The organism is Stenotrophomonas sp. NY11291 (assembly GCF_023277365.1).
GTDB classification, from domain to species: Bacteria; Pseudomonadota; Gammaproteobacteria; order Xanthomonadales; family Xanthomonadaceae; genus Stenotrophomonas; species Stenotrophomonas geniculata.
Genome location: NZ_CP096975.1, coordinates 23,903 through 44,832, shown reverse-complemented (window position 1 = coordinate 44,832; position 20,930 = coordinate 23,903). Strand labels below are relative to the sequence as shown.

18 protein-coding genes are annotated in these 20,930 nt (G+C 60.1%); 10 read left to right on the top strand and 8 right to left on the bottom strand.

Annotation, left to right across the window (positions count from 1 at the left end; all coding sequences use genetic code 11):
• Window positions 1-106: 106 nt before the first annotated feature.
• Together betT and M1L61_RS00200 are read right to left on the bottom strand one after the other, a co-directional pair.
• Window positions 107-2,086: a choline BCCT transporter BetT gene (gene betT / locus M1L61_RS00205; protein ID WP_049468424.1), complete on the bottom strand. Its 1,980-nt coding sequence runs from the start codon at window positions 2,084-2,086 to the stop codon at window positions 107-109.
• Between the two features lie 51 nt (window positions 2,087-2,137).
• Window positions 2,138-3,235 (bottom strand): hypothetical protein, encoded by a 1,098-nt coding sequence (locus tag M1L61_RS00200; RefSeq protein WP_049453262.1) that lies wholly within the window; start codon window positions 3,233-3,235, stop codon window positions 2,138-2,140.
• Window positions 3,236-3,533: 298 nt separating this feature from the next.
• Here M1L61_RS00200 and M1L61_RS00195 point away from each other — a divergent pair, with 298 nt between their 5' ends.
• The 3 genes from M1L61_RS00195 (at window position 3,534) to M1L61_RS00185 (ending at window position 6,647) form a co-directional block, all read left to right on the top strand.
• Window positions 3,534-3,902: an H-NS histone family protein gene (locus M1L61_RS00195; protein WP_049461414.1), complete on the top strand. Its 369-nt coding sequence runs from the start codon at window positions 3,534-3,536 to the stop codon at window positions 3,900-3,902.
• Window positions 3,903-4,189: 287 nt separating this feature from the next.
• Window positions 4,190-5,305: a serine hydrolase domain-containing protein gene (locus M1L61_RS00190; protein ID WP_049453260.1), complete on the top strand. Its 1,116-nt coding sequence runs from the start codon at window positions 4,190-4,192 to the stop codon at window positions 5,303-5,305.
• Between the two features lie 169 nt (window positions 5,306-5,474).
• Window positions 5,475-6,647 (top strand): serine hydrolase domain-containing protein, encoded by a 1,173-nt coding sequence (locus tag M1L61_RS00185; RefSeq protein WP_049453258.1) that lies wholly within the window; start codon window positions 5,475-5,477, stop codon window positions 6,645-6,647.
• Window positions 6,648-6,765: 118 nt separating this feature from the next.
• Here the strand turns inward: M1L61_RS00185 and chrA are convergent, their stop codons facing one another.
• The 3 genes from chrA to arsH are packed head-to-tail and all read right to left on the bottom strand — an operon-like array spanning window position 6,766 to window position 9,179.
• Complete coding sequence (gene chrA, locus M1L61_RS00180) at window positions 6,766-7,968, bottom strand: chromate efflux transporter (protein ID WP_049453256.1); 1,203 nt, start codon at window positions 7,966-7,968, stop codon at window positions 6,766-6,768.
• A gap of 54 nt (window positions 7,969-8,022) precedes the next feature.
• On the bottom strand, window positions 8,023-8,442 hold the full coding sequence (gene arsC, locus M1L61_RS00175) for an arsenate reductase (glutaredoxin) (RefSeq protein ID WP_049468421.1): 420 nt from the start codon (window positions 8,440-8,442) through the stop codon (window positions 8,023-8,025).
• On the bottom strand, window positions 8,439-9,179 hold the full coding sequence (arsH, locus tag M1L61_RS00170; RefSeq protein WP_024957945.1) for an arsenical resistance protein ArsH: 741 nt from the start codon (window positions 9,177-9,179) through the stop codon (window positions 8,439-8,441). Before arsH ends, arsC begins: the two co-directional genes overlap by 4 nt.
• 39 nt (window positions 9,180-9,218) lie before the next feature.
• Between arsH and M1L61_RS00165 the strand changes: the two genes are divergently transcribed.
• Genes M1L61_RS00165 through M1L61_RS00150 form a run of 4 tightly spaced genes read left to right on the top strand, consistent with a single transcriptional unit; the run spans window position 9,219 to window position 11,504 of the window.
• A complete protein-coding gene (locus M1L61_RS00165; protein ID WP_049453254.1) occupies window positions 9,219-9,533 on the top strand; it encodes a metalloregulator ArsR/SmtB family transcription factor in 315 nt (104 codons plus the stop codon).
• Window positions 9,534-9,558: 25 nt separating this feature from the next.
• Entirely contained in the window at window positions 9,559-10,050 is a 492-nt protein-coding gene (locus M1L61_RS00160) for an arsenate reductase ArsC (RefSeq protein WP_024957947.1), read from the top strand.
• A gap of 20 nt (window positions 10,051-10,070) precedes the next feature.
• Complete coding sequence (arsB, locus tag M1L61_RS00155; RefSeq protein ID WP_049453252.1) at window positions 10,071-11,129, top strand: ACR3 family arsenite efflux transporter; 1,059 nt, start codon at window positions 10,071-10,073, stop codon at window positions 11,127-11,129.
• Between the two features lie 33 nt (window positions 11,130-11,162).
• The gene (locus tag M1L61_RS00150; protein ID WP_049453249.1) at window positions 11,163-11,504 is read left to right on the top strand and encodes an FAD-dependent oxidoreductase; all 342 of its coding nucleotides are present in this window, start codon (window positions 11,163-11,165) and stop codon (window positions 11,502-11,504) included.
• On the opposite strand, the gene M1L61_RS00145 is transcribed toward M1L61_RS00150, so the two are convergent.
• Both M1L61_RS00145 and M1L61_RS00140 read right to left on the bottom strand, forming a co-directional pair.
• Window positions 11,465-11,998 carry an arsenate reductase ArsC gene (locus M1L61_RS00145; protein ID WP_080353442.1) on the bottom strand — a complete coding sequence of 178 codons (534 nt, stop codon included), beginning with the start codon at window positions 11,996-11,998 and terminating at the stop codon, window positions 11,465-11,467. The genes M1L61_RS00150 and M1L61_RS00145 overlap by 40 nt on opposite strands.
• Before the next feature lie 111 nt (window positions 11,999-12,109).
• A complete protein-coding gene (locus M1L61_RS00140; RefSeq protein ID WP_049453246.1) occupies window positions 12,110-13,588 on the bottom strand; it encodes a SulP family inorganic anion transporter in 1,479 nt (492 codons plus the stop codon).
• A 1,490-nt stretch (window positions 13,589-15,078) separates the two neighbouring features.
• On the opposite strand from M1L61_RS00140, the gene M1L61_RS00135 reads away from it, so the two are divergent.
• From M1L61_RS00135 to M1L61_RS00125, 3 genes are all read left to right on the top strand, one after another.
• Window positions 15,079-16,806 (top strand): ATP-binding protein, encoded by a 1,728-nt coding sequence (locus M1L61_RS00135; protein ID WP_049453423.1) that lies wholly within the window; start codon window positions 15,079-15,081, stop codon window positions 16,804-16,806.
• Entirely contained in the window at window positions 16,796-18,217 is a 1,422-nt protein-coding gene (locus tag M1L61_RS00130) for a UvrD-helicase domain-containing protein (RefSeq protein WP_049453421.1), read from the top strand. Before M1L61_RS00135 ends, M1L61_RS00130 begins: the two co-directional genes overlap by 11 nt.
• A 244-nt stretch (window positions 18,218-18,461) precedes the next feature.
• Window positions 18,462-18,887 (top strand): hypothetical protein, encoded by a 426-nt coding sequence (locus tag M1L61_RS00125; RefSeq protein ID WP_136191726.1) that lies wholly within the window; start codon window positions 18,462-18,464, stop codon window positions 18,885-18,887.
• Here the strand turns inward: M1L61_RS00125 and M1L61_RS00120 are convergent.
• Complete coding sequence (locus M1L61_RS00120) at window positions 18,850-20,916, bottom strand: hypothetical protein (protein WP_049453419.1); 2,067 nt, start codon at window positions 20,914-20,916, stop codon at window positions 18,850-18,852. The genes M1L61_RS00125 and M1L61_RS00120 overlap by 38 nt on opposite strands.
• Window positions 20,917-20,930: the final 14 nt, after the last annotated feature.

Genomic DNA, 20,930 nt, shown 5'->3' with positions numbered 1-20,930 from the left:
GTTCGACCATCAATAGCACGGTCGGGTGCCGAGGCCACGTCAAAGGCAGGGTCATGCCCGGCCCAAGGCAGATGCCGCCCCTCCGGGCGGCATCTGTGTACGGATTCTACGAGCGCACCTTGTCCAGGAACTGACGGTGGCGTTCGTATTGATCGAGCACATCGTGGATGAGCTGAACCTTGGTCCACCCCATGACGTCGTAGTCCTGCCCGCCCTCCCGCAGATAGACCTCCGCACGGTAATGACGGGTGCCCTCGCTGACCGGCCGACGGGGATCCTGCAGGGCGAACGTCGGCGGCTCATAGGGCTGGGGCCGTACGGAGTAGAAGAAGTCCATCTCCTCGCCATGGCCAACCTGTAGCCACGCACGACCATCCTCTCCCTTGGAGACCTGGACCGGCAGATCCTGCTTGCGAAGCTCAGCAGCAACCTCTTCCAATGCAGGAATGACGCGCTGCTCGATGAAGCCGGTCACCTCGATCTTCAACGGGTTGTGCGCCAGCAGGCGCAGGCGCGCCCGCCAATCCTCGCTGGTGCCCGGCAGGATACGTGCCTCCCGCAGGATCGAGCGCTTGGTGGCATCCAGATGCATGGCCTTCAGCAGTCCCCAGCACATCAGGATCATGACGATCGTAAATGGCAACGCGCTGGCAATGGTGGCTGCCTGCAACGATTCCAGCCCGCCGGCCACCAGCAGGGCAATCGCCAGGCCGCCGACCAGCAGCGCCCAGAAGATTCGCTGCCAGACCGGTGATTCCTCCTCACCCTTCGAGGTGAGCATGTCGATTACCAGGGCACCGGAGTCCGCTGAGGTTACGAAGAACAGCGCAACCAGGATGACCGCCAGCGAAGAGGTCAGCATGGTCAGCGGCAGGTGCTCCAGGAACTCGAAGAGCGCCATCGAGCTGTCGGTTGAGACCGCCTGCACCAACTGCTGGATTCCCTCCGCCCGCACCATGTGCAACGCGGTGTTGCCGTAGATGGTCATCCACAGGAATGTGAAGCCAAGCGGTACGAGCAGCACCCCCACCACGAACTCACGGACGGTGCGTCCACGTGAGATGCGCGCGATGAACATGCCAACGAAGGGCGACCACGCAATCCACCAGCCCCAGTAGAACAGCGTCCAGCCACCCAGCCAACCCGTGGGTTCGTAGGCATAAAGGTTGAAGGTCATCGAGAACAGCTGGGAAACGTACATGCCGGTGTTCTGCACCAGTGCCTGCATCAGGTGCACGGTGGGTCCACAGACCAGCACGAAGGCCAGCAGCGCCGCCGCCAGGATCATGTTGAGCTCGGACAACCTGCGTACGCCGCTGTCCAGGCCAGCCACGACCGATCCGGTGGCCACCAGTGTGATGACGGTGATCAAGCCAACCTGGGCGAGCGTACTGACCTCCAGGCCGAACAGGTAGTTCAGGCCGGCGTTGATCTGCATGACGCCCAGCCCCAGCGAGGTGGCGAGGCCGAAGATGGTACCCAGCGCGGCAAACGTGTCTACGGCATGTCCCAACGGGCCGTGGATACGGTCGCCGATGAGCGGATACAGCGCGGAGCGGACACGCAGCGGGAGATTGTGTCGGTACGCAAAGTACGCCAGCGACAGCGCTACCACCGCGTAGATCGCCCATGCGTGGATGCCCCAGTGGAAGAAGGTGATGCGCATTGCCTGGCGGGCAGCGGCGGCGGACTCAGGCGAACCAACCGGCGGCGTGGCGTAGTGCATGATGGGCTCGGCAACGCCGAAGAACATCAGACCGATGCCCATGCCGGCAGCGAACAACATTGCGAACCAGGAGCCGTAGCTGTAGTCCGGCGTACTGTGGTCAGGGCCGAGCTTGATGCGGCCGTAACTGCTGATGGCGACGCCGACGACGAAGACCAGGAAGCCGGCTACTGCAAGGATGGTGAACCAACCTGCATCATTGGCGGCCCATGACTTGGCCGCGGTGAACCACCGCGTGGCCATTTCGGGCGCGAAGGCGGCAAGCGCCAGCAGCGCGATGACGATGGCTGCCGTGGGAATGAACACCTGCGGAAGGATCCGCTGGCGAACGGGGGGATGTTGCGGAGCCGTGCTCTGCATGGATACCTCCGTGTTATTGGGTGGAAAAACCTGCGGCTTGCGCGAGGCCGATCAGAAGTAGAAGCCGATATTGAGGTTCAGCCGCGAATGCCAGCTGGAAGGGCCTCCTTCGTCGATGCCGATACCATCACCACCAGCAAACCACATGTTGCGGCCAGCGATCCAGTCGACATAGGTGAGCATGATGCCTTTCTGCAGGCTGCAACCGGTCACGTTCTGCCACGAATCACGAAGGCCCGCGCGGTGCCCGACCGGGCGGGTCATGCTGAGGTTGTTATAGCAGGTGATGTCATCCAGCCAGCCCTTCTGGCCGAACGAATAGGCGATGTTGGCGCTTGGCACATCCGCCTGCGCTGCAACCTGGAAGGGGGATTGGAACGCCGACATTGCGATGCGATCTCCGGGCACGGCATACCGGTACCGCGCCCACTGCAACTGCGCGGTCCAACCATCGCGCTGCCACTGTGCGTGGAGGGCCGCGCCCTGATGACCGTAGTGACGCCGTGTCTGAGTGTTCTGCACCTTGCCAGCAAACGCTGATGCGCCCAGCAACAGTTCGCCGCCGCCCCAGTCGCGCGCGCTCTCCACGCGTGCATGCAGTCGTTGCCGCTCGCGATACGGCAACGCCTCGGTCTGCGCGACATCAAAGGAGTAGCGATCGTAGCGAGCCCCGGACCCGTATTCGTCTCCGGAGAACCAGCCAAGATGCCAAGTTGTGCTGCCGCTGCGGTGAATCACCACAAGGCCCGGATCGTAATCATCCTCGATGCCCAGGTAGTAGCCGGAGCCGAACCAGAAACTCTGCGAAACGGTGGGGAGCAGCCCGAACGGGACTTGCTGGATACCTGCCTTGAGCTGGGTAGCATCGGAGAACTGCCAGCCCGCGTAGGCGTGATGCACGGCGTCGAAGCCATCGTACCAGCGGTATTGGGCAGAGAAGGAAAACGGTCCGGTTCCAGCGTCAAGGTCTGCACGCAGCAGTTCAAGCTGCAGGCGGCTGGTCGGCCCGTAGTCGAGCCAGCCATAGTTGAACCTGACGGCGCCTCCTGGATCAAAGTAAGGATCTCTATGGAGGTTATCCTCAGAAGCATCTGCAGCCAGCGAAGTTCCCGCCAACGCGGCAGCGACAATGAAGGGAATTGATCTCACGGTTATGCGCCTTGCCTCCCTGATCTGCTACGGAAAGCGCTTGAGTCTAACGTCGATTCATCCAATGCCTCAAACTGGCGATCTCAAAGAACTCTTGGCGACACCACAGCAATCACTCACTGCGCGTCTTTAGTCCTCAGGTCCATATGCCACGTGAAAATCATGTGCAGTGAGAGAGTAGCTAACACGATAAACTTTTTAGTAGTCGATCCTGAGATTGAGCGACTCATAGTGGACATGGAGTGACACGCAATGTCATTTGAGAATAGGCTAGGGCCTCGACATCGGGGAAGAATTCATGACTATTGATATCAGCGGCCTTTCTGCCAAGGAACTTCGCTCACTGATTGCTCAGGCGGAGAAGCAGCAGTCCAAAGTGCTGTCACGCCCTAAGGCCACAGCGATGCGCGCCAAGATCAACAAGTACGTCAAGGATCATGGATACACGATAGAGGAACTCTACGGCGCTTCAGTGATCGTGCCCTCCGAAACCGCCAAGAAGCGAGGTGATCGGAGGCCTGCCAAATCGACAGTGCCCAAGATCGCTCCCAAGTACCGCAATCCTGCAGTGCGCGGCCAGACGTGGTCCGGTCGAGGGCGGCAACCGCGATGGATAGCCGAGCTGGTAGCAAGCGGAAAATCACTGAATGACTTCCTGATCAAGTAGTGATAGCGAGGTAGCCGCACACCGGTACCGCAGCAAGTCCTGAGAATCATTAGTCATCAGATCGAACAGGATGCTGGTGCGCGGAATGCCCTGCCAGGTAGGCGATCAAAGATTTCAGCTAGTCGCAGTTGATGTGACAGCGGGCGAACAGCAGGCGCTCCACCTTATTGTGAGCATGACTCTTTGCACTGTCGTGCCCGGGTGCCTGGGCCTAAGGTTGCCGGCCGGCATCGGTTCCGTCGGCACTCGCCAATCCATTTTCCAGACGACCTGGCCCAGGGAAATCTATGCTGCCTGCACTCTTGCGCACCGCCTTGCTGACCGTTGCCCTGTCGGCATGGCTTCCAGCCCAGGCGCTTGCGGCCGGTTCTCTTAAGGCAGCCAACAGCAAGGCCAGGGCCTTCATCCAGCAGGCCATGCAGGAGCACCGGATTCCGGGCCTCCAGTTGGCAGTGGTGCAATATGGGAAAGTAGTGCTGCTGGAGAACTACGGGTTCGCCAATGTCGAGAACCGGGTGCCTGTTACCGGCAAGACGCTGTTTCCGATCAACTCGGCCACCAAGTCGTTCACCGGCGTAGCCATGATGCAACTGGTCCAGGACGGGCGGGTGGACCTGGACGCCCCCTTGTCACGCTATTTGGACGATGTGCCCGCGACCTGGCGTGGGGTGCGGATCCGGCAGCTGCTGGGGCATACATCAGGCCTTCCGGAGATCATCGACTCGCAGGGGGCCTTTGGCGGTGCGACGGAGCCGGAGGCATGGAGCGCGGTCGAGGCTCGGCCTCTGGAGGTATCGCCAGGCGAACAGTTTTCGTACAACCAGACCAACTACGGCCTGCTGTCGCGGATCATCGTCAAGTTGAGCGGGCAACCGTACGAGCGATTCGTGACGCAGCGACAGTTCGATGTGGCGGGCATGCCCTCCACCACGTTCGGTGACAGCTATGACCTGGTTGCCGGAGCCGCCACGATCTACAGCGTGTCGCCGCGGGGCTCGCTGGCACCGGACGACGGTGAGCGCCTGTCGCATTGGATTTATGAAATGCCCTACAGCCTGTGGGCGGGTGGCGGAATCCAGACGACGGCCGAAGAGCTGTCGCGCTGGATCATTGCGCTGTCGCAGGACCAGTTGATCGATGATGCACATGTCCAGCGCATGTGGCAGCAAGAGCCACTGAACAGCGGGGCGAAAAGCGATTGGGCCTTAGGCTGGCCGGTGTTGAAGGCTGATCGCCCGCGCCAGGTCGCAGGCATTGGCGGTGCCCGCGCGGCATTCGTCGTCTACCCGGACGAAGACTTGGCCGTGATCGTGCTGACCAATCTTGCCGGTGCGAACCCGCAGCGGTTTGTTCGACGCATCGGCGAGTTCTACCAGTCGCGGACGAACGACTCCACCCATTGATGCCGACGAAGCTCCGGGACGACGTGTGCTTTCGACACGAAGCGGACGTCCACACGCACACCTTCTGGCTGGCGCCAGGGGCGGCCGCCGCGAGAACAGGGACAGGTGTGCGGCCCTCGGTGTTCGGCTATCTTGAGAGTTCTTGCCACAACCCTTCAAGCACAGACGCATGCAAGCGATTTCGAGGATTGTTCGAAACGGGCGGTGGCTCAACTACTTCGTATTGTCCGTCGTGTTCTTGGCTGCCGGCTGCAAGGGCGAGCATGTGCCGGCAAAGGATCTCGGGGCGGACCTCGATGAGGTGGCCGCAACACTGATACAGCAGCCATTGCTCCACTCAACCTCGATCGCAGTCGTATATCGGGGCCAGGAATTCATCCGTCATCGCGGCAACATGGAAGCCGGCAGGCTGAGCCCTCCGACCGACGCGACCCTCTACGAAATCGGTTCGTTGAGCAAGACCATGGCAGGGACCCTGATGGCCAATGCCGTCCTGGAGCGCAGGCTGGGGCTGGACGACGATGTCCGGGAGTATCTGCACGGCAATTATCCGAACCTGCAGTACAAGGGCGACCCCATCCGCATCCGTCACCTGCTGTCGCATACGAGCGGTCTTCCGAACATGTTGCCGGAACGCGCGAACACGGTGCTCGCGGACTTCACCGATCAGCGTACGCCTCGTGAACTCAATGCCATTTACGCCGGCTATGGCAAGGCGGATTTCTTCAGGGACCTGCATGCCGTCGAGATTCACCAGGTGCCCGGAAAGGATTACGCCTACTCCAGTGCTGGAACCCAACTGGCGGCGCATATTCTGGAGACGGTTTACAAGAGCGACTATGAGTCGCTGTTACGCGAATTCTTCCGCGATTCCGCGGCAATGGCGGACCTCAGAATCAGGCTGGGCGATGCTGAGGCGCCCCGGCTTGCGGTCGGCTACCACAGTGACAACGCGGTACCGACCTCGCCCATGCCGGAGTTGCCTTGGGGAGCATCGGGGAACGTAAAGGCGACCGTTCCGGAAATGGTGAAGTTCCTCAAGTTCCAGCTGGCCGGTGGGCCCGTCGTGACGGAATCACACCGTACTCTTGTCGAATTCGATTCCGAGTTCAGCATCGGCTATTTCTGGAACATCGTCGGCGGCGACCACTTGAAGGGCACCTACTATGCCCATCATGGTGGTGTGCCCCGCTCGCAGTGCTATATCTACATCATGCCGAAGTATGACCTTGGCATTTTCGTCATCACCAACCAGAGCGGCGACAAGACTGCCCACGCCATGGAGGCGGCGATCAATACACTGGTCGAGAGAATAGTCGCGCGAGATAACATCTCTAGCTAGGGCCTGTCACGTTCGCGTCCTGCGACTCGACTTGACCGAGGGATTGTGAATGACCGCTGCTGGCCAGAAGCAGACGTTATGTTGTGCTGCAGAGGCGCGCCTGATTGACCTGGCGGCGTTACCGTGGCAGGGCCCAGGTCGTCATGGCAGCCAGCAACACAACCAAGATCGGCGGTGTACGCGCGAGGGCCAGTAGCCCGAACGCAACCAGCGCCATCGCGGCATCCCATCGGTCATGGATCGCACTCGTCCACACCGGGTTGTACAACGCAGCCAGCAGAATCCCGACCACCCCGGTGTTGACGCCAGCAATCGAAGCTTGCAAACCCTTTCGGTGGCGCAGGGCCTCCCAGAACGGCAGCGCCCCCACGAGCACAAGAAAGGCTGGCAGGAAAATGACTGCCAACAGCACAAGGCCTCCAAGCCAGCCACCCAGCGGCCCCTTGGCCAGGGCTCCCAAGTACGCCGCGAAAGTGAAGAGAGGGCCTGGCACCGCCTGCGCCGCACCGTACCCAGCGAGCAGATCCGCAGTGGTCACCGTGCCGCTTTGGACAACCGCGGTCTGCAGCAACGGCAGTACGACATGGCCGCCGCCAAAGACCAAGGCACCAGCACGGTACGTCCCCTCCAACAGCACAGCCAACGGGGAGCCACTAGCCACCACCCACACAGGCAGCAGAACAAGCGGCAGCACCAACAGCATCAGCGCTACCGAGCCCGTTCTTCGCGAGACGGGATAGCTGCAAGCTAACTGGCCCTGGGCAGGCTCGATTTTCAGCGCCCAGCGACCGAGCAGGCCGCTGCAGATGATCACCACCATCTGGCCGAAGACCGAGGGCAGTGCTAGCGTCAATACGGCGGCGACAAGCGCCATCCCTGCCCGCAGGCGGTCCGGGCATAGGGTCCGGGCCATTCCCCATACAGCCTGCGCCACCACGGCAACTGCAACGATCTTCAGGCCATGCAGCCAACCGGATTCGAGGATGCCTTGGTATCGAGCAACGCCAAATCCGAACAGGATCATCAGTACGGCCGATGGCAGGGTAAAACCTGCCCAGGCGGCCAGCAGGCCAAGCCAGCCGGCGCGAGCCAAGCCCAGCGCCATCCCAACCTGGCTGCTGGCTGGGCCTGGCAGTAACTGGCACAAGGCCACCAGATCCGAGTAGCTACGGTCCGTCAGCCACCGGCGGCGCTCGACAAACTCGAGGCGGAAGTAGCTCAGATGGGCGATCGGGCCGCCGAACGAGGTCAGTCCCAGTCGTAGGAACACCAGGAAGACACGCCACGCACTTTCGCTTTTTGCGGGATGGAGCGTTGGCATGGGGCAGGATCTCCGGTTGTTCTCAAAGGCGGCCAGCCCGGCCCAGCACCCAGACTAGGTCGCCGGGCTTCCCCTGTGCTCGGCCACCAACTCTCCATCTTCCTTCCGGAATGGTCCGGGAAGCTTCGGCAGGATATCCAGCACCAGTTCGGAAGGGCGGCACAGGCGCGTGCCATTATCGGTTTGCACGAAAGGACGATTGATGAGTATTGGGTGCGCCAGCATGGCATCAAGCAGCGCGTCGTCGCTCAGTGCCGCATCGCCCAGTGCCAGCTCGTCATAAGGAGTGCCCTTCTGCCGGAGGGCGTCGCGCACGCTCAAGCCCGCGGCCCTGATGAGGTCGCCCAGGCGCGCGCGGCTGGGCGGGTGGGCCAGGTAGTCGATCACTTCCGGCTCGATCCCGGCGAAGCGGATCATCGCCAGGGTGTTGCGCGAGGTGCCGCACTTGGGGTTGTGGTAGATGACCGCGTTCACGCACTTTCCTCCTCGTTCAAAACAGTTTCCACCACCCCTGCAGCGGCCGCCAGCGCCGCCGCCTCGATGGCCCCCTTGCGCTCGCTGTAACGGTCCACCAGGTAGTCGGTGCGCCCACGTACCAGCAGGGTGAACTTGACCAGTTCCTCCATGACGTCCACCACGCGATCGTAGTACGCCGAGGGTTTCATTCGACCTTCGTCGTCGAACTCCTGCCAGGCCTTGGCGACCGAGGACTGGTTGGGGATCGTCACCATCCGCATCCACCGGCCGAGCACACGCAGCGCGTTGACGACGTTGAACGACTGCGAACCGCCGCAGACCTGCATCACGGCCAGCGTGCGGCCTTGGGTGGGGCGCACGCTGCCCTCTTCCAGTGGCAGCCAGTCGATCTGGTTCTTGAATACCGCGGTAAGGGTGCCATGGCGTTCCGGGCTGACCCACACGTGTCCCTCCGACCACAGCGAGGCCTGGCGCAGCTCCTGCACCTTTGGGTGGGTCGCTGGCACCGAGTCAAGCATCGGCAGCTCATGTGGATCGAACAGGCGGGTTTCCGCCCCGAGCTGTTCCAGCAGCCGCTGCGCCTCCAGCGCCAGCTTGCGACTGAACGACTGAGGTCGCAGCGACCCGTACAGGATCAGGATGCGCGGGCGGTGCGGCTGCGCGGCCGGGTCGTTGAGCTTGGTGGCCGTCGGGATGTCCAAGGCACCTGGGACCAAGTTGGGGATCTGCTGCACGGGGTTGTCCTACGGAATCGATTCTATTATTCTAGAATCATGGAACATAACGCTGCAACCCGCGCTCTTGCTGCCTTGGGCCACGCCACCCGCCTGTCGATCTTCCGCCTGCTTGTACAGGCCGGCAGAGGCGGCAAGCTGGCCGGTGACATTGCCCAGACGCTCTGCTTGCCTGGTGCCACGCTCTCCTTCCACCTGAAGGAACTGTTGGCTGCGGGCCTGATCAGCGCCGAGCAACGTGGTCGGACGATCTGCTACCGGGCCGAGTTCGAGGCGATGACCGCATTGGTGGCCTATCTCACGGAGAACTGTTGTGCCGACGAACAGGCCTGCGAACGACCCGCTGGCTGCTGACCAACCCACCTTAGAGATTGCTCAGATGACCCGTCGCGTCCTGTTCTTGTGTACCGGTAATTCCGCTCGCAGCGTGTTGGCCGAATCGACCCTGAAAAAGTGGGGCCAAGGCCGCTACGAGTCCTTCAGCGCCGGCAGCCAGCCGGCCGGCCGCGTCAACCCGTTTGCCATTGCTCAGTTGCAGCGCGAGGGTTTCCCGGTGGACGGCCTTCGCAGCAAGTCGTGGGACGAGTTCGCCGAAGCGGATGCCGCGCCGATGGATCTGATCGTCACCGTCTGCGACAGCGCGGCAGCCGAGGCATGCCCGGTAGTGTTCGGCGACTTTGTACGGGTGCACTGGGGCCTGTTCGATCCGGCCGGCGTTGAAGGCTCGGACGGACAGAAAGCCGAAGCGTTCGATCGCGCGCACCAGATCATCAAGGCGCGCCTGAAGGCGTTTCTGGAGATCTCAGACAGCGTCTGGGATGACAGCGAGGCCCTCAAGGCCCGGCTCGACCCGATCGCACAGATCAACTGACCGTCTTTCCGGAAATCCCCATGACCACTGATACCTCCCGCCTGTCCTTCCTGGACCGGTATCTCACGCTCTGGATCTTCGCCGCCATGGCGCTCGGCGTCGGCATGGGGGCGTTGTTCGAAGGTGTACCCAGCGCGTTGAACAGCCTCTCCATAGGGTCGACCAACATCCCGATCGCGATTGGTCTGATCCTGATGATGTATCCGCCGCTGGCCAAGGTGAAGTACGAGGAACTGCCGCGGGTCTTCGCCGACAAACGGGTACTGATGCTCTCGCTGCTGCAGAACTGGATCGTCGGTCCGTTCCTGATGTTCGGCCTGGCCGTGCTGTTCCTGCGCGATTACCCCGAGTACATGACCGGCCTGGTCCTGATCGGGCTGGCACGGTGCATCGCCATGGTGCTGGTCTGGAATCAGCTTGCCCGCGGTGACGGCCAGTACGTCGCCGGGCTGGTGGCATTCAACTCGATCTTCCAGATTGCGCTGTTCAGCGTCTATGCGTGGTTCTTCCTGTCCTGGTTGCCGCCGGCGTTCGGTCTGCAGGGCAGCGTCATCGATGTCAGTTTCTGGACCATCGCCGAGGCTGTTCTGATCTACCTTGGCATCCCGTTCCTGGCGGGCTTCCTCACCCGCCGATGGTTGAAGGCGCGCAAGGGCGTGCAATGGTATGAAGAGACGTTCCTGCCCGCCATCAGCCCGGTAACCCTCGCCGCACTGCTGTTTACCATCGTGGCGATGTTCAGCCTGAAGGGCGGCGATGTGCTGAGGATTCCGATGGACGCGGTACGCATCGCGATCCCGCTGACGTTGTACTTCATCATCCAGTTCGTCATCAGTTTCTTCATGGGCAAGCTGATCGCCAAAGACTACCCCCGCACCACCGCGATCGCGTTCACCGCAGCAGGCAACAACTTCGAACTGGCCATCGCCGTGGCGATCGCGGCGTTCGGGCTGGCCTCCCCGGTAGCCTTCGCGGCCGTGATCGGCCCGCTGGTGGAAGTGCCCGTGCTGATTCTGCTGGTCCACGTCGCCCTGCGGCTGGGCAAACGCTACTTTCCTGCCGATGCACGGAGCCGCTGAACCGCCCAGGTGCGGCAGCATGAGGAAGTCCCGATGGACAGCGTCGATGTGGTGGTGATCGGAGGTGGCCAGGTGGGTCTTTCGGCTGGCTGCTTTCTGCGCCGCAGCGGGCTGTCCTATGTGATTGTTGATGCCGAAACGTCGCTTGGCGGGGCGTGGCAGCATGCGTGGAAATCCCTGCATCTGTTCTTGCCGGCGGGCTGGAGCTCGATAGTCTCCAAGGTGACCGAGACCACGTGGATCACCCAACGGGAGCCAGCCTTCCTGGCCGACGATTCGGCCACGCTGATTGGGATGACCCGATACGCGCGCGAGGCAGCAAGGCAAATCAGCGACTACGTCGGGGCTGTTTCTCCGCTGCCATCTGGCCCCTGAGCCTCGGTGCCATTGCCCAGCGCCCGCACCTGCGATTGCAGGGCCATGCGGTCCAGCGCTTCAGGCTTGAGCGCCAACAGCAATCCGAGACGGTGCTGGAGCTGGTGAAGCGTGCTCAGGAACGCCTTGTGGACCTGCTCAGCGCTGCCCTGCACTGCGGCCGGGTCGGGGATGCCCCAGTGGGCGGTAGCCGGGTGGCCTGGCCACACGGGACACGCTTCACCCGCGGCACGATCGCACACCGTTACGATGAGATCCATCTGCGGTGCTTCCGGACCTGCGAATGCCTCCCACGGCTTGCTCGACAGCCCGGCAACGTCGAAGCCAATCTCCGAGAGCACCTGCAGGGCCACCGGATGAACTACGCCCTTGGGATGACTGCCCGCACTGTAAGCGCGGATACGTTCACGCCCTAAATGGCTGGCCAGTGCTTCGGCAAGAATGCTGCGCGCCGAGTTGCCTGTGCAAAGGAACAGAACATTCAGGGGACGCATGTCATCGCAACCATTTATCTAGAATAATCGAAGTATTGCCTTGCCATATGTCAACTCGATGACTGCCGAAAAGGAAGCGGGCACCCCTCGGTGCCCGCTTCGCTCATCTGTTCAATGACCCGACGACCGTGTGGCGCCTGGCGTACGATGCTTTCCCAAGCGGTCTACCAAGGTCTCACTTGCATCGTTGAGACCGAACACCTCAACGGTCGCGCCGTGCTCGCGCAGCTTCATCACTACCCGGTCGAGCGCATCAACGGCGGTCAGGTCCCAGAAGTGGGCGTCCTTCAGATCGATGATGACCTCCTTGGGGACATCCAGATAGTTGAAGCTACTCACGAACTGTCCGGCAGACGCAAAGAACACCTGCCCCTTCACAACGTAGACGCGCGAGTCGGTCTCGACCTGGGTGTCGTCGATGATCAGCATCTTGCCGACCTTGCGGGTGAAGAACACCGCCGACAGGATCACGCCTGTCAACACGCCTTTGGCGAGGTCGTGGGTAGCCACGGTCACGATGACCGTGCCAATCATCACGACCGAAGAGCTCTTGGGATGAATGGCCAGCTCGCGCAGCGAGCGCCAGCTGAAGGTGCCGATGCTGACCATGATCATCACCGCGACCAGTGCGGCCATTGGAATCTGACTCACCAGGTTTGACCCATAAACAACCAGAAGGAGCAAAACCACGCCGGCCACAAGGCACGAGAGACGGCCCCGGCCACCGGAAGTGATGTTGATCACCGACTGGCCGATCATTGCACAGCCTGCCATGCCCCCAAAGAAGCCCGTTACGGTGTTAGCCAAGCCTTGGCCAGCACATTCGCGATTCTTCTGGCTCGGGGTATCGGTCATGTCTTCGACGATCTGCGCGGTCATCAGCGATTCCAACAAGCCAACGACCGCCAAAGTCGCCGAAACCGGCAGCAGGATCTGGAGTGTTTCCCAGGTGAATGGCACATCCGGAATCAGGAACGACGGCAGGCTGTCAGGCAGCGCCCCCATGTCGCCTACGGTGCGTACCTGGAAGCCGAAATACATGGAAGCGGCCGTGAGAACCACGATCGCCACCAATGCCGAAGGAACGGCTTTGGTCAGCAGCGGCAGCAGGTAGATGATTGCCAGACCCACAGCACAGATCGCATACACCATCCACGGCATGCCGATGAGCTCGGGAAGCTGCGCCATGAAAATGAGAATCGCCAGTGCATTCACAAATCCGGTCACCACCGAGCGCGACACAAAGCGCATCAGCGAGCCCAACCGCAGGGCGCCGGCCAGCATCTGCAGGACGCCGGCAAGGATGGTGGCGGCAAACAGATACTGAATGCCGTGCTCGCGCACCAGCGTGACCATCACCAACGCCATGGCGCCGGTCGCAGCCGAGATCATGCCAGGGCGGCCACCGGCGATGGCGGTGATGACGGCGATGCAGAACGAGGCATACAAACCTACCTTTGGGTCGACGCCGGCGATGATGGAAAACGCGATTGCCTCAGGAATCAGGGCTAGCGCAACGACAATGCCCGACAGCAGGTCACCACGGATGTTACCGAGCCATTGCTGGCGCAGGGGATAAATTGCAGACATAGAAAATGATCTCCGCGCACAGCAGTGCGCGCCAAACGAAAGAAACAGGCACCCTTCCAGACCTAAGTGTCTGGGTCGCTTCTTCAATCAAGCGTCAGGGTGGAGTCATCGCTAGCCGATCCGTTGGGTATTTGACGGTATATTGTAGACTGGCATAGCGCCTGAGGGGAAATCCGGCCGGCATCGCGGTCGCCTCGGTGCACTCTCAAGGGTAGCTTCCCAGATCCCAAGATCATTTCGCAGGCGAAGTCGACAAGCTGGTAGGCAGTTGATCAGATTGAATTGAGCTCTGACCGAATCGCCAAAGAAGAGGTGGACATTCGCCGCGGGGCCTATGTCCGCTATCGGCCAGAAGCCGACGTAGGCAGCCAGATTGGTCACACACCGTAGCGCCTGTTGCCTCCAGACGTAATGCAGTAGCGTCCGCCGCGAGGACCAATACAGACGCGTGATCCAGAGCACGGACAGCTCCCATCAGAATAATCGGTACGTGCGGGCCGGAACTTTTCGCGCGAGGGTGACACGGGCCGATTATTAGGCCGGTAGCAGCCGCTTCCGCTACAAAGTAGCTTCGAGCTGACCCATTTGGCAGGGGCGCCCTGGGCCGATATTCGTGCCCACGCTCCTTTGCGTTCATACACCACAACAGAGTCGCCGCCGTCGAGCCTTCCGATGATCTGTCCGTTGGGAGAAGACCGTTGGTTGAGCGTACTGGTTGACACGAACTGCGTCTCTGTCATCTCCGGACGAGAGGATTCCGTCTGAGCCGGAGGAGCGACCGGTGCCTGATCCACTGAGGAGCGCTGTGAGTCGCGCTGCCCGCCCCCATTGCACATTGCGACAAGTAATGCGAAAAATCCGACCACCACCAGCCCAGCTGCTCCAGACGTATTTCGAGCCATGCCGCCCCCCCCCCTTTCCCTGTGGATCTTTCGAGCTCGGTCCAACTTTATCAGAGTGTCAACCCAATAATCCTAGGGCATCGCAATGGCCAATCCAAGTTCCCAGGCAGCGTTTTGAAGCGTGGTACTTCATTACCTTACGACCTAATTGATGTCCTCTTCCGGCCATGAGTGGACCTCCGTCGTCCAGGATGCTTAGCCTTCTTGTATAGGGGCGAGGCGACTACGATCGCAATGGCCAATCCAAGTTCCCAGGCAGCGTTTTGAAGCGTGGTACTTCATTACCTTACGACCTAATTGATGTCCTCTTCCGGCCATGAGTGGACCTCCGTCGTCCAGGATGCTTAGCCTTCTTGTATAGGGGCGAGGCGACTACGGAAGAAGTGAATTTGGAACTGTTCTTTCGGTGTTACCGAGCTAAAGCGGGGGCAGTTCGCGAAGTAGCTTTGTCATGGCGCCAAGTTCCACCAATGAGCGGATGACTGGCAGAAGGCTTTAGGGCTAGGATTGCCTCAGGGGCGTGGTCGAAGTTGGTGTCAGTCCGCGTCCTACACGGATCGTTGACCATGCCTCTTACAGGACGCCCCCATGCCTCGAATTCGCCATTTGGCCATCCGGAATTTTCGGTCCATCAAGGCACTCGACTGGGCGCCAGCTCCGGGCATCAACTGTTTGATCGGTCCTGGCGACAGTGGCAAATCCACCATCCTCGATGCCATCGACCTGTGCTTGGGTGCTCGACGAAGCATCTCCTTCGGCGACATGGACTTTTTTGGCCTCGATGTCTCAGAGCCAATTCGTATTGCCGTGACATTCGGGGAACTGCCAGCATCGCTGATGGACATTGATGTCTATGGGGACTTCTTGCGAGGGTTCGATGCGGTATTTGACACCCTCGAAGACGAACCCGCCGCGGGCCTGGAGACGGTGCTTACCCTGCAGCTTCAAGTCGGGGCGGACCTTGAGCCCAGCTGGACGCTGGTTTCCGATAGGTCGCTTCAACAAGGCTTGGAACGAAGCCTGCCTTGGAAAGAACGAATCGCATTGGCCCCGGCACGTATAGGCAGCTTTGCAAGCTCCAACTTGTCTTGGAGCCGCGGATCGGTCCTCAACCGGCTAACCGACGAACGCGCAGAATTGGGAGCCCAGCTCGCTCTCGCAGCGCGTCAGGCACGCGCCAACTTTGGCGCTCAAGCGTCGCCCCACCTGAGTCAGACACTCGGAATCGTCCAAACAACGGCCCAGAGCCTTGGGGTTAACGTCGGGTCGATGCCGCAAGCCTTACTCGATTCGCACTCCGTCTCCATCGGCGAAGGCGCCATCGCGCTCCACAGCGAGGCAGGCATCCCCCTTCGGTCACTTGGTACGGGTTCTTCTCGACTCTTGGTGACTGGACTTCAACGGGCCGCATCGGAGTCAGCGCCGATTGCCTTGGTGGATGAGGTGGAATATGGATTGGAACCCCATCGGCTCATGCGGCTGCTGGATTCCTTGGGAGCCAAGGAGACGCCCCCGCCTCTCCAAGCGTTTCTCACAACACACTCCCCTGTGGCACTTCGCGAGCTTTCAGGTGAGCAGCTACTTGTGGTTCGACCACGACCGGCTGGCCATGTCGTCATTTCCGCTGGCTCAACCGACGAGATTCAAAGCACGCTGCGGACTGACCCGGAAGCTTTCCTGGCGAAGTCTGTGATTGTGTGCGAGGGAGCAAGCGAGGTGGGATTTGTGCGTGGCCTCGATCTATGGGGAGTGGCCAACAAAGAACCATCTTATTTGGCTTTAGGTGGTGCATACGTCAACGCAGGCGGAGGCACTCCGGATAACGCTTTTGCCCGTGCAACTGCGCTTATGAAGTTGGGTTACCGAGTCCTCGTCTTCATCGACGCTGACAAGCCCGCCGCGCCAGGTGTTGCAGAGGCATATCTCCAATCAGGTGGCAGCCTCACGACTTGGCGGGCAGGAATGACGTTGGAGGACGAGCTGTTCCTCTGCCTTCCTGACACATCAATTGATGCCCTGCTCCTGAAGGCTAAAGAGCGTGTCGGTGAAGACCTTGTGAACCAACAGCTGGTTGCCAAATCGAACGGTCTAACAAGCTTGGCGTCCATCGAAGCATTGAGGCCGAAGTCGCCGTATCCGCTCGATATTCGCGTACTGCTTGGCGAGGTCTCGCGCACCAAAAAGAAGAGCTGGTTCAAGTCTCTCACGACTTACCAGTCAATCGTCCTGGATATCGTCTCTCGCGGCTACGCCGATGCGGACGCCAGCTTTAAGGCAGTAGTAGACCAACTCTGGGCCTTTACCCGTGCCGCCTGACATCGATCTGCTAGCCATCCAACGCGGATCTATTACCGCCCCAGCAGGGTGCGGCAAAACTCAGCTGATTGCCGACGCGCTGAAATCCCACGCTGGGGACAGGCCGGTCCTTGTTCTAACTCACACAAATGCTGGCGTCACCGCGTTGAGGACACGCTTGAAACGCGCGGGGGTTCCCTGCTCTGCCTATCGACTCTCGACGATTGATGGATTCGCCATGCGTCTCATCGCCAAGTTCCCGACGCGCAGTGGCCATCATCCCGAACTCTTGAAGCTCAACAACGCGAGTAGCGACTATCCCGCGATCCGTGAATCAGTCCGAAGACTCTTGGAGTCGGGGCATATCGCTCAACCCATCGCAGCCACCTACGCCCGGCTGTTGGTTGACGAGTATCAGGATTGCAGCACCGTCCAACACTCCATCGTGTCCGCCCTCGCTTCCCTTTTGCCCACCTGCGTCCTCGGAGACCCTTTACAGGCCATCTTCGGATTTGGCGGAAATCGGCTGGTTCACTGGGAACGGGACGTTCAATCATCCTTCCCAGCCGAGGGTAGCCTTCGAACTCCTTGGCGCTGGCAGATTGCAGGTAACGAAGAGCTGGGCCAGTGGCTGCTCTCCCAAAGGCATGCTCTTACGGCGAGCTTACCCATTGATCTGACCACGGCTCCGCCATCCGTTCGGTGGATCCAGCTGGTTGCCGGTCGTGAGGTGCAACAAAGGCTGACTGCGGCACGAACCAATGCGCCTGGCAGCCAAGGAACGGTTCTGGTCATTGGCGAGTCCATGAATGTCCAAGGGCGCCATCAGCTCACCAGCCAAACGCCTGGGGCAATGGCGGTAGAAGCCGTGGACATGCGAGACCTCGTCAACTTCGCGAGGCATTTCAATCTTCAGGCTCCTACTGCGCTGCAGGACTTGGCCACCTTTTCCGCTCTCATGATGACGGGTGTCGGCGCGCCAAATCTTGTGACGCGTGTCGGCACCATTCGTAGAGGGAGAGCCAAGACCCCTCCAACTCCTGTAGAAGCTGAGGCAGTCGCCTTTGAGTCCGAGCGGAGCATGGCTAGCGCCTTACGGCTGGTGGACGCCTTGGCCGAACAGACAGGCACTCGGGTCTATCGACCCGAGATTCTGCACTGCTGTCGATCAGCCATGCGAAGCGTTATTAACCAAGAGCAAGATCTATTGGGAGCCGCGCTTCAAGCCCGGGAGCGAAATCGTCACCTCAGCCGTCCCATTGCGCGCAAAGCAGTCGGCAGCACTCTCCTGCTGAAAGGTCTCGAGGCAGACATTGCCGTGGTCCTTTATCCAGAGAGCATGAGCGCGCAAAACCTCTATGTAGCACTCACACGTGGTGCGAAAGGGTTGGTGATCTGTTCCCGCACCTCAACGCTGACCCCGGCCCCATAGCCCGCTAACCTAGCCATGCTCGCCCTATCAAGCACGATGGTTTGCGGCGCTTCGTCATTGCGATGGTCACGGTAGACCCTGTACCAAAGTCGTTGCTGAACATCTGGGTCTGAAGCATGTCGATCTCGCCGGGCAGCGAGTGCATCAGGATTAATTCCAGGGTCCTCCTTGTCCACATAGATGATTGGGCGGCGAAGGTGGCGTACGCTATCTGCCTACTAATGAGACATCAGCGGACGGCAAAATGAGCAGACCCAACTCAGTAGAGGACAGGGCTTTGGCGGCTCTTGACCGCCTGGTGAAGCGACGCCCGACCAATGAACTGCTGAAAGCAAAGATGGCCGCAGGTCATCGGATCATCACGCCTACCTCGGTCGCTGCCGAAGCAGGGGTAAATAGAGGGAGCTTTGGATCAAGGCACGCTCGACTTGGGCACGTCTGGCTTAAAATTCAGGAGCTGGCTGAAGAGGAGAAGCGAGGCTCGGTGGCTGAAGAGCTCACTAAGATTAAGGCTGAGAATGCAAGGTTAAAGGCTCTGCTTTACAAGACCAACATCCACAACGCATCTCTCCAACTAGCAGTGTCCCGGCTTCAGAAAAGAAGTACCAACAGAGACGATGGAGCCAATGTCGTCAACTTTCGCCGGAACGATCGGAAGCGTCCCCGGTAGCGTTGGATATCATCCTCAGGACTGTTCGACTCTGAACAACACGACTCTTAGCAATCTTGGAAGGCTGATTCCTAGAGTTGGTCCGCTCTGCCTGGACAATGGCCTGATTTTTCAGGAGGCGATCCTCCCAGAAGTCCTTATGCTCTGGCAGGATGATGCAACACTTGCACCCCGCGCACAGCCCGGGCGACCGTAGGCCGAAGTTCGGCGAGGCGCGAACAGTGAGGAGGCTTGCTTGTGGGTTGCAACTGGAACGGTCAGGCAACATATCAATCAGGCAACTCGCGTAAGTCCCTGTCCATATCCGCAGGTCGGTGAGCTTCACGTATGCCACGGCCTTATCGATCAGCGTCTCTCCGTCCATCTCGGACAGTGCCTCGGTCATTGATTCGGCATGCTGCATGAGAAGCCGCTGCGCCGGTCCACCTCCGATTGGCTTGCCAAGCGTGATTTGAACGAGGAACCGAGAGGTCTCCATGACTCTCTCTCCTTCCAAGTTCTCGAGCAGGGCCGCATCGTTTCCAATGTACCCCTGATCCGTAATCTGCTCGCTCATGTGACGGAAGTGCGTCCGTAGCGCTGGCATTAGTTCCGGCTTGGATCGGAAGACATAGTGCGCAAAGGTGATCCTCCATCGCTGCGGGCGAAGGGATCTCACCTCGTAGATAGCTTGCGTCGTTTCGATGCCACGCTTCTTCGTGAGGGCTTCGACGGCGAACTCACGCTGCAGCAGAGAATTTCTGGAGGCTGTCATTCGGCCGATTCCATCGGGACCCGACGGAAGGGACTTGGCGTGGGAGAAGCTAAGCATCAGTGACTTACTACCCGATAGAGCTCGCCAAGGCTCCATTAGCCGCACCAGTACTTCGATGGATTTTATTACGATCGGCAGGTGATTTGTGCCCAACGGGCGCAGCCCGGCAGTCCACTCATGCCGCGTCGCTTCCCTTTTGGCGGAAATGCCACAAATGGAGAAAACTTCCATCAGTCCGTCTAGCGATGTCACTGACTTGACCACGCCGTGCTGTAGCGTCGGATCGTGGTCCAGGGAGAGGCCAATCAGCTCATGAGCTCGAATTCCAGTGCATCCCTGGAGCAAGATACTGCATGCGCTCTGAGTCATCAGTATTAGGCGTCTCAGGCTTTGAGTTCCGCTAATCCCGCGCTCGTCTCCAGCGTCATCAATCCGATCTATGGCGGTCAATGGCTCATGCCAGGAAATTAGTGTCCCTGGGATCGGACTCATCTGGAATTCCTCGATGTGCCGTTTGATCTGACGAAGACAGGCAATTCGTCTCGCGCCCGTGGCACTCCGTGCGTCGATGAGCATAGGGATGACCTCAGCCTGAAGTCTGATCACATCCTCAGAGCCGTGGTCAATCCACTCACATGCGTAAGAAAGGATTGGTACGGAGATCTCGTCCGGGACAGGCATCAATCCACCCGTTCGAGCAAGCCCAAGCGGCTCTGTCACGACGTCATAGGTCCTTCGTCCGTCAAACGGCGCTTCGGACGGTGCTTGTCCGCCTCTAGCGCGCAATCTGTCCGCGATCTCGTAGATCTGTGTAAGTGGGTGGATGAGTTTGTAGGCGGTCGCATGCGTCCACGCCCTGTCTCGACCGGTGTCATCTCCAGCGGTCATGTACTGCTCTTCGAGACCTTCGATATATTCCCAGCTTACCGCTGTCGAAATGTCAAAGAGGGAGTGGATTTTCCGCTGCCCCATGAACTTGACCAGCTCCCTCAAGCCCATGTAGGTGGCAGGGATAGACCCAACCGTCATGCGCACCGTGTCCTCGATGATGGCGGTCTTGAGGTAGCACTTCAGCTCGGCGAGGAGTGCTCTGTGTTTGTGGTCTGTGAGCAATTCTCCACGCGCCAGCGGGATTGCCCAGTCAACTGTGACAAACTCCTTCTGTTGGCCGACCGTGGTCTGGGCGAAGGTCCAGATATCACTGTCATAGTCCACTTGGAATGAAGGATGCAGAGTCTCTGCCTGTGCTTTTTCGAAATTTCTTAGTGCGGGCATGGCTTTCTCTCTAG

What these genes read in the sequence shown, in the direction of transcription:
- M1L61_RS00120 (WP_049453419.1), bottom strand. Translation starts at nt 20,916, where the DNA reads ATGCCCGCACTAAGAAATTTCGAAAAAGCACAGGCAGAGACTCTGCAT.
- M1L61_RS00195 (WP_049461414.1), top strand. Translation starts at nt 3,534, where the DNA reads ATGACTATTGATATCAGCGGCCTTTCTGCCAAGGAACTTCGCTCACTG.
- M1L61_RS00145 (WP_080353442.1), bottom strand. Translation starts at nt 11,998, where the DNA reads ATGCGTCCCCTGAATGTTCTGTTCCTTTGCACAGGCAACTCGGCGCGC.
- betT (WP_049468424.1), bottom strand. Translation starts at nt 2,086, where the DNA reads ATGCAGAGCACGGCTCCGCAACATCCCCCCGTTCGCCAGCGGATCCTT.
- M1L61_RS00125 (WP_136191726.1), top strand. Translation starts at nt 18,462, where the DNA reads ATGAGCAGACCCAACTCAGTAGAGGACAGGGCTTTGGCGGCTCTTGAC.
- M1L61_RS00140 (WP_049453246.1), bottom strand. Translation starts at nt 13,588, where the DNA reads ATGTCTGCAATTTATCCCCTGCGCCAGCAATGGCTCGGTAACATCCGT.
- arsB (WP_049453252.1), top strand. Translation starts at nt 10,071, where the DNA reads ATGACCACTGATACCTCCCGCCTGTCCTTCCTGGACCGGTATCTCACG.
- chrA (WP_049453256.1), bottom strand. Translation starts at nt 7,968, where the DNA reads ATGCCAACGCTCCATCCCGCAAAAAGCGAAAGTGCGTGGCGTGTCTTC.
- M1L61_RS00165 (WP_049453254.1), top strand. Translation starts at nt 9,219, where the DNA reads ATGGAACATAACGCTGCAACCCGCGCTCTTGCTGCCTTGGGCCACGCC.
- M1L61_RS00135 (WP_049453423.1), top strand. Translation starts at nt 15,079, where the DNA reads ATGCCTCGAATTCGCCATTTGGCCATCCGGAATTTTCGGTCCATCAAG.
- M1L61_RS00185 (WP_049453258.1), top strand. Translation starts at nt 5,475, where the DNA reads ATGCAAGCGATTTCGAGGATTGTTCGAAACGGGCGGTGGCTCAACTAC.
- M1L61_RS00190 (WP_049453260.1), top strand. Translation starts at nt 4,190, where the DNA reads ATGCTGCCTGCACTCTTGCGCACCGCCTTGCTGACCGTTGCCCTGTCG.
- M1L61_RS00150 (WP_049453249.1), top strand. Translation starts at nt 11,163, where the DNA reads ATGGACAGCGTCGATGTGGTGGTGATCGGAGGTGGCCAGGTGGGTCTT.
- M1L61_RS00160 (WP_024957947.1), top strand. Translation starts at nt 9,559, where the DNA reads ATGACCCGTCGCGTCCTGTTCTTGTGTACCGGTAATTCCGCTCGCAGC.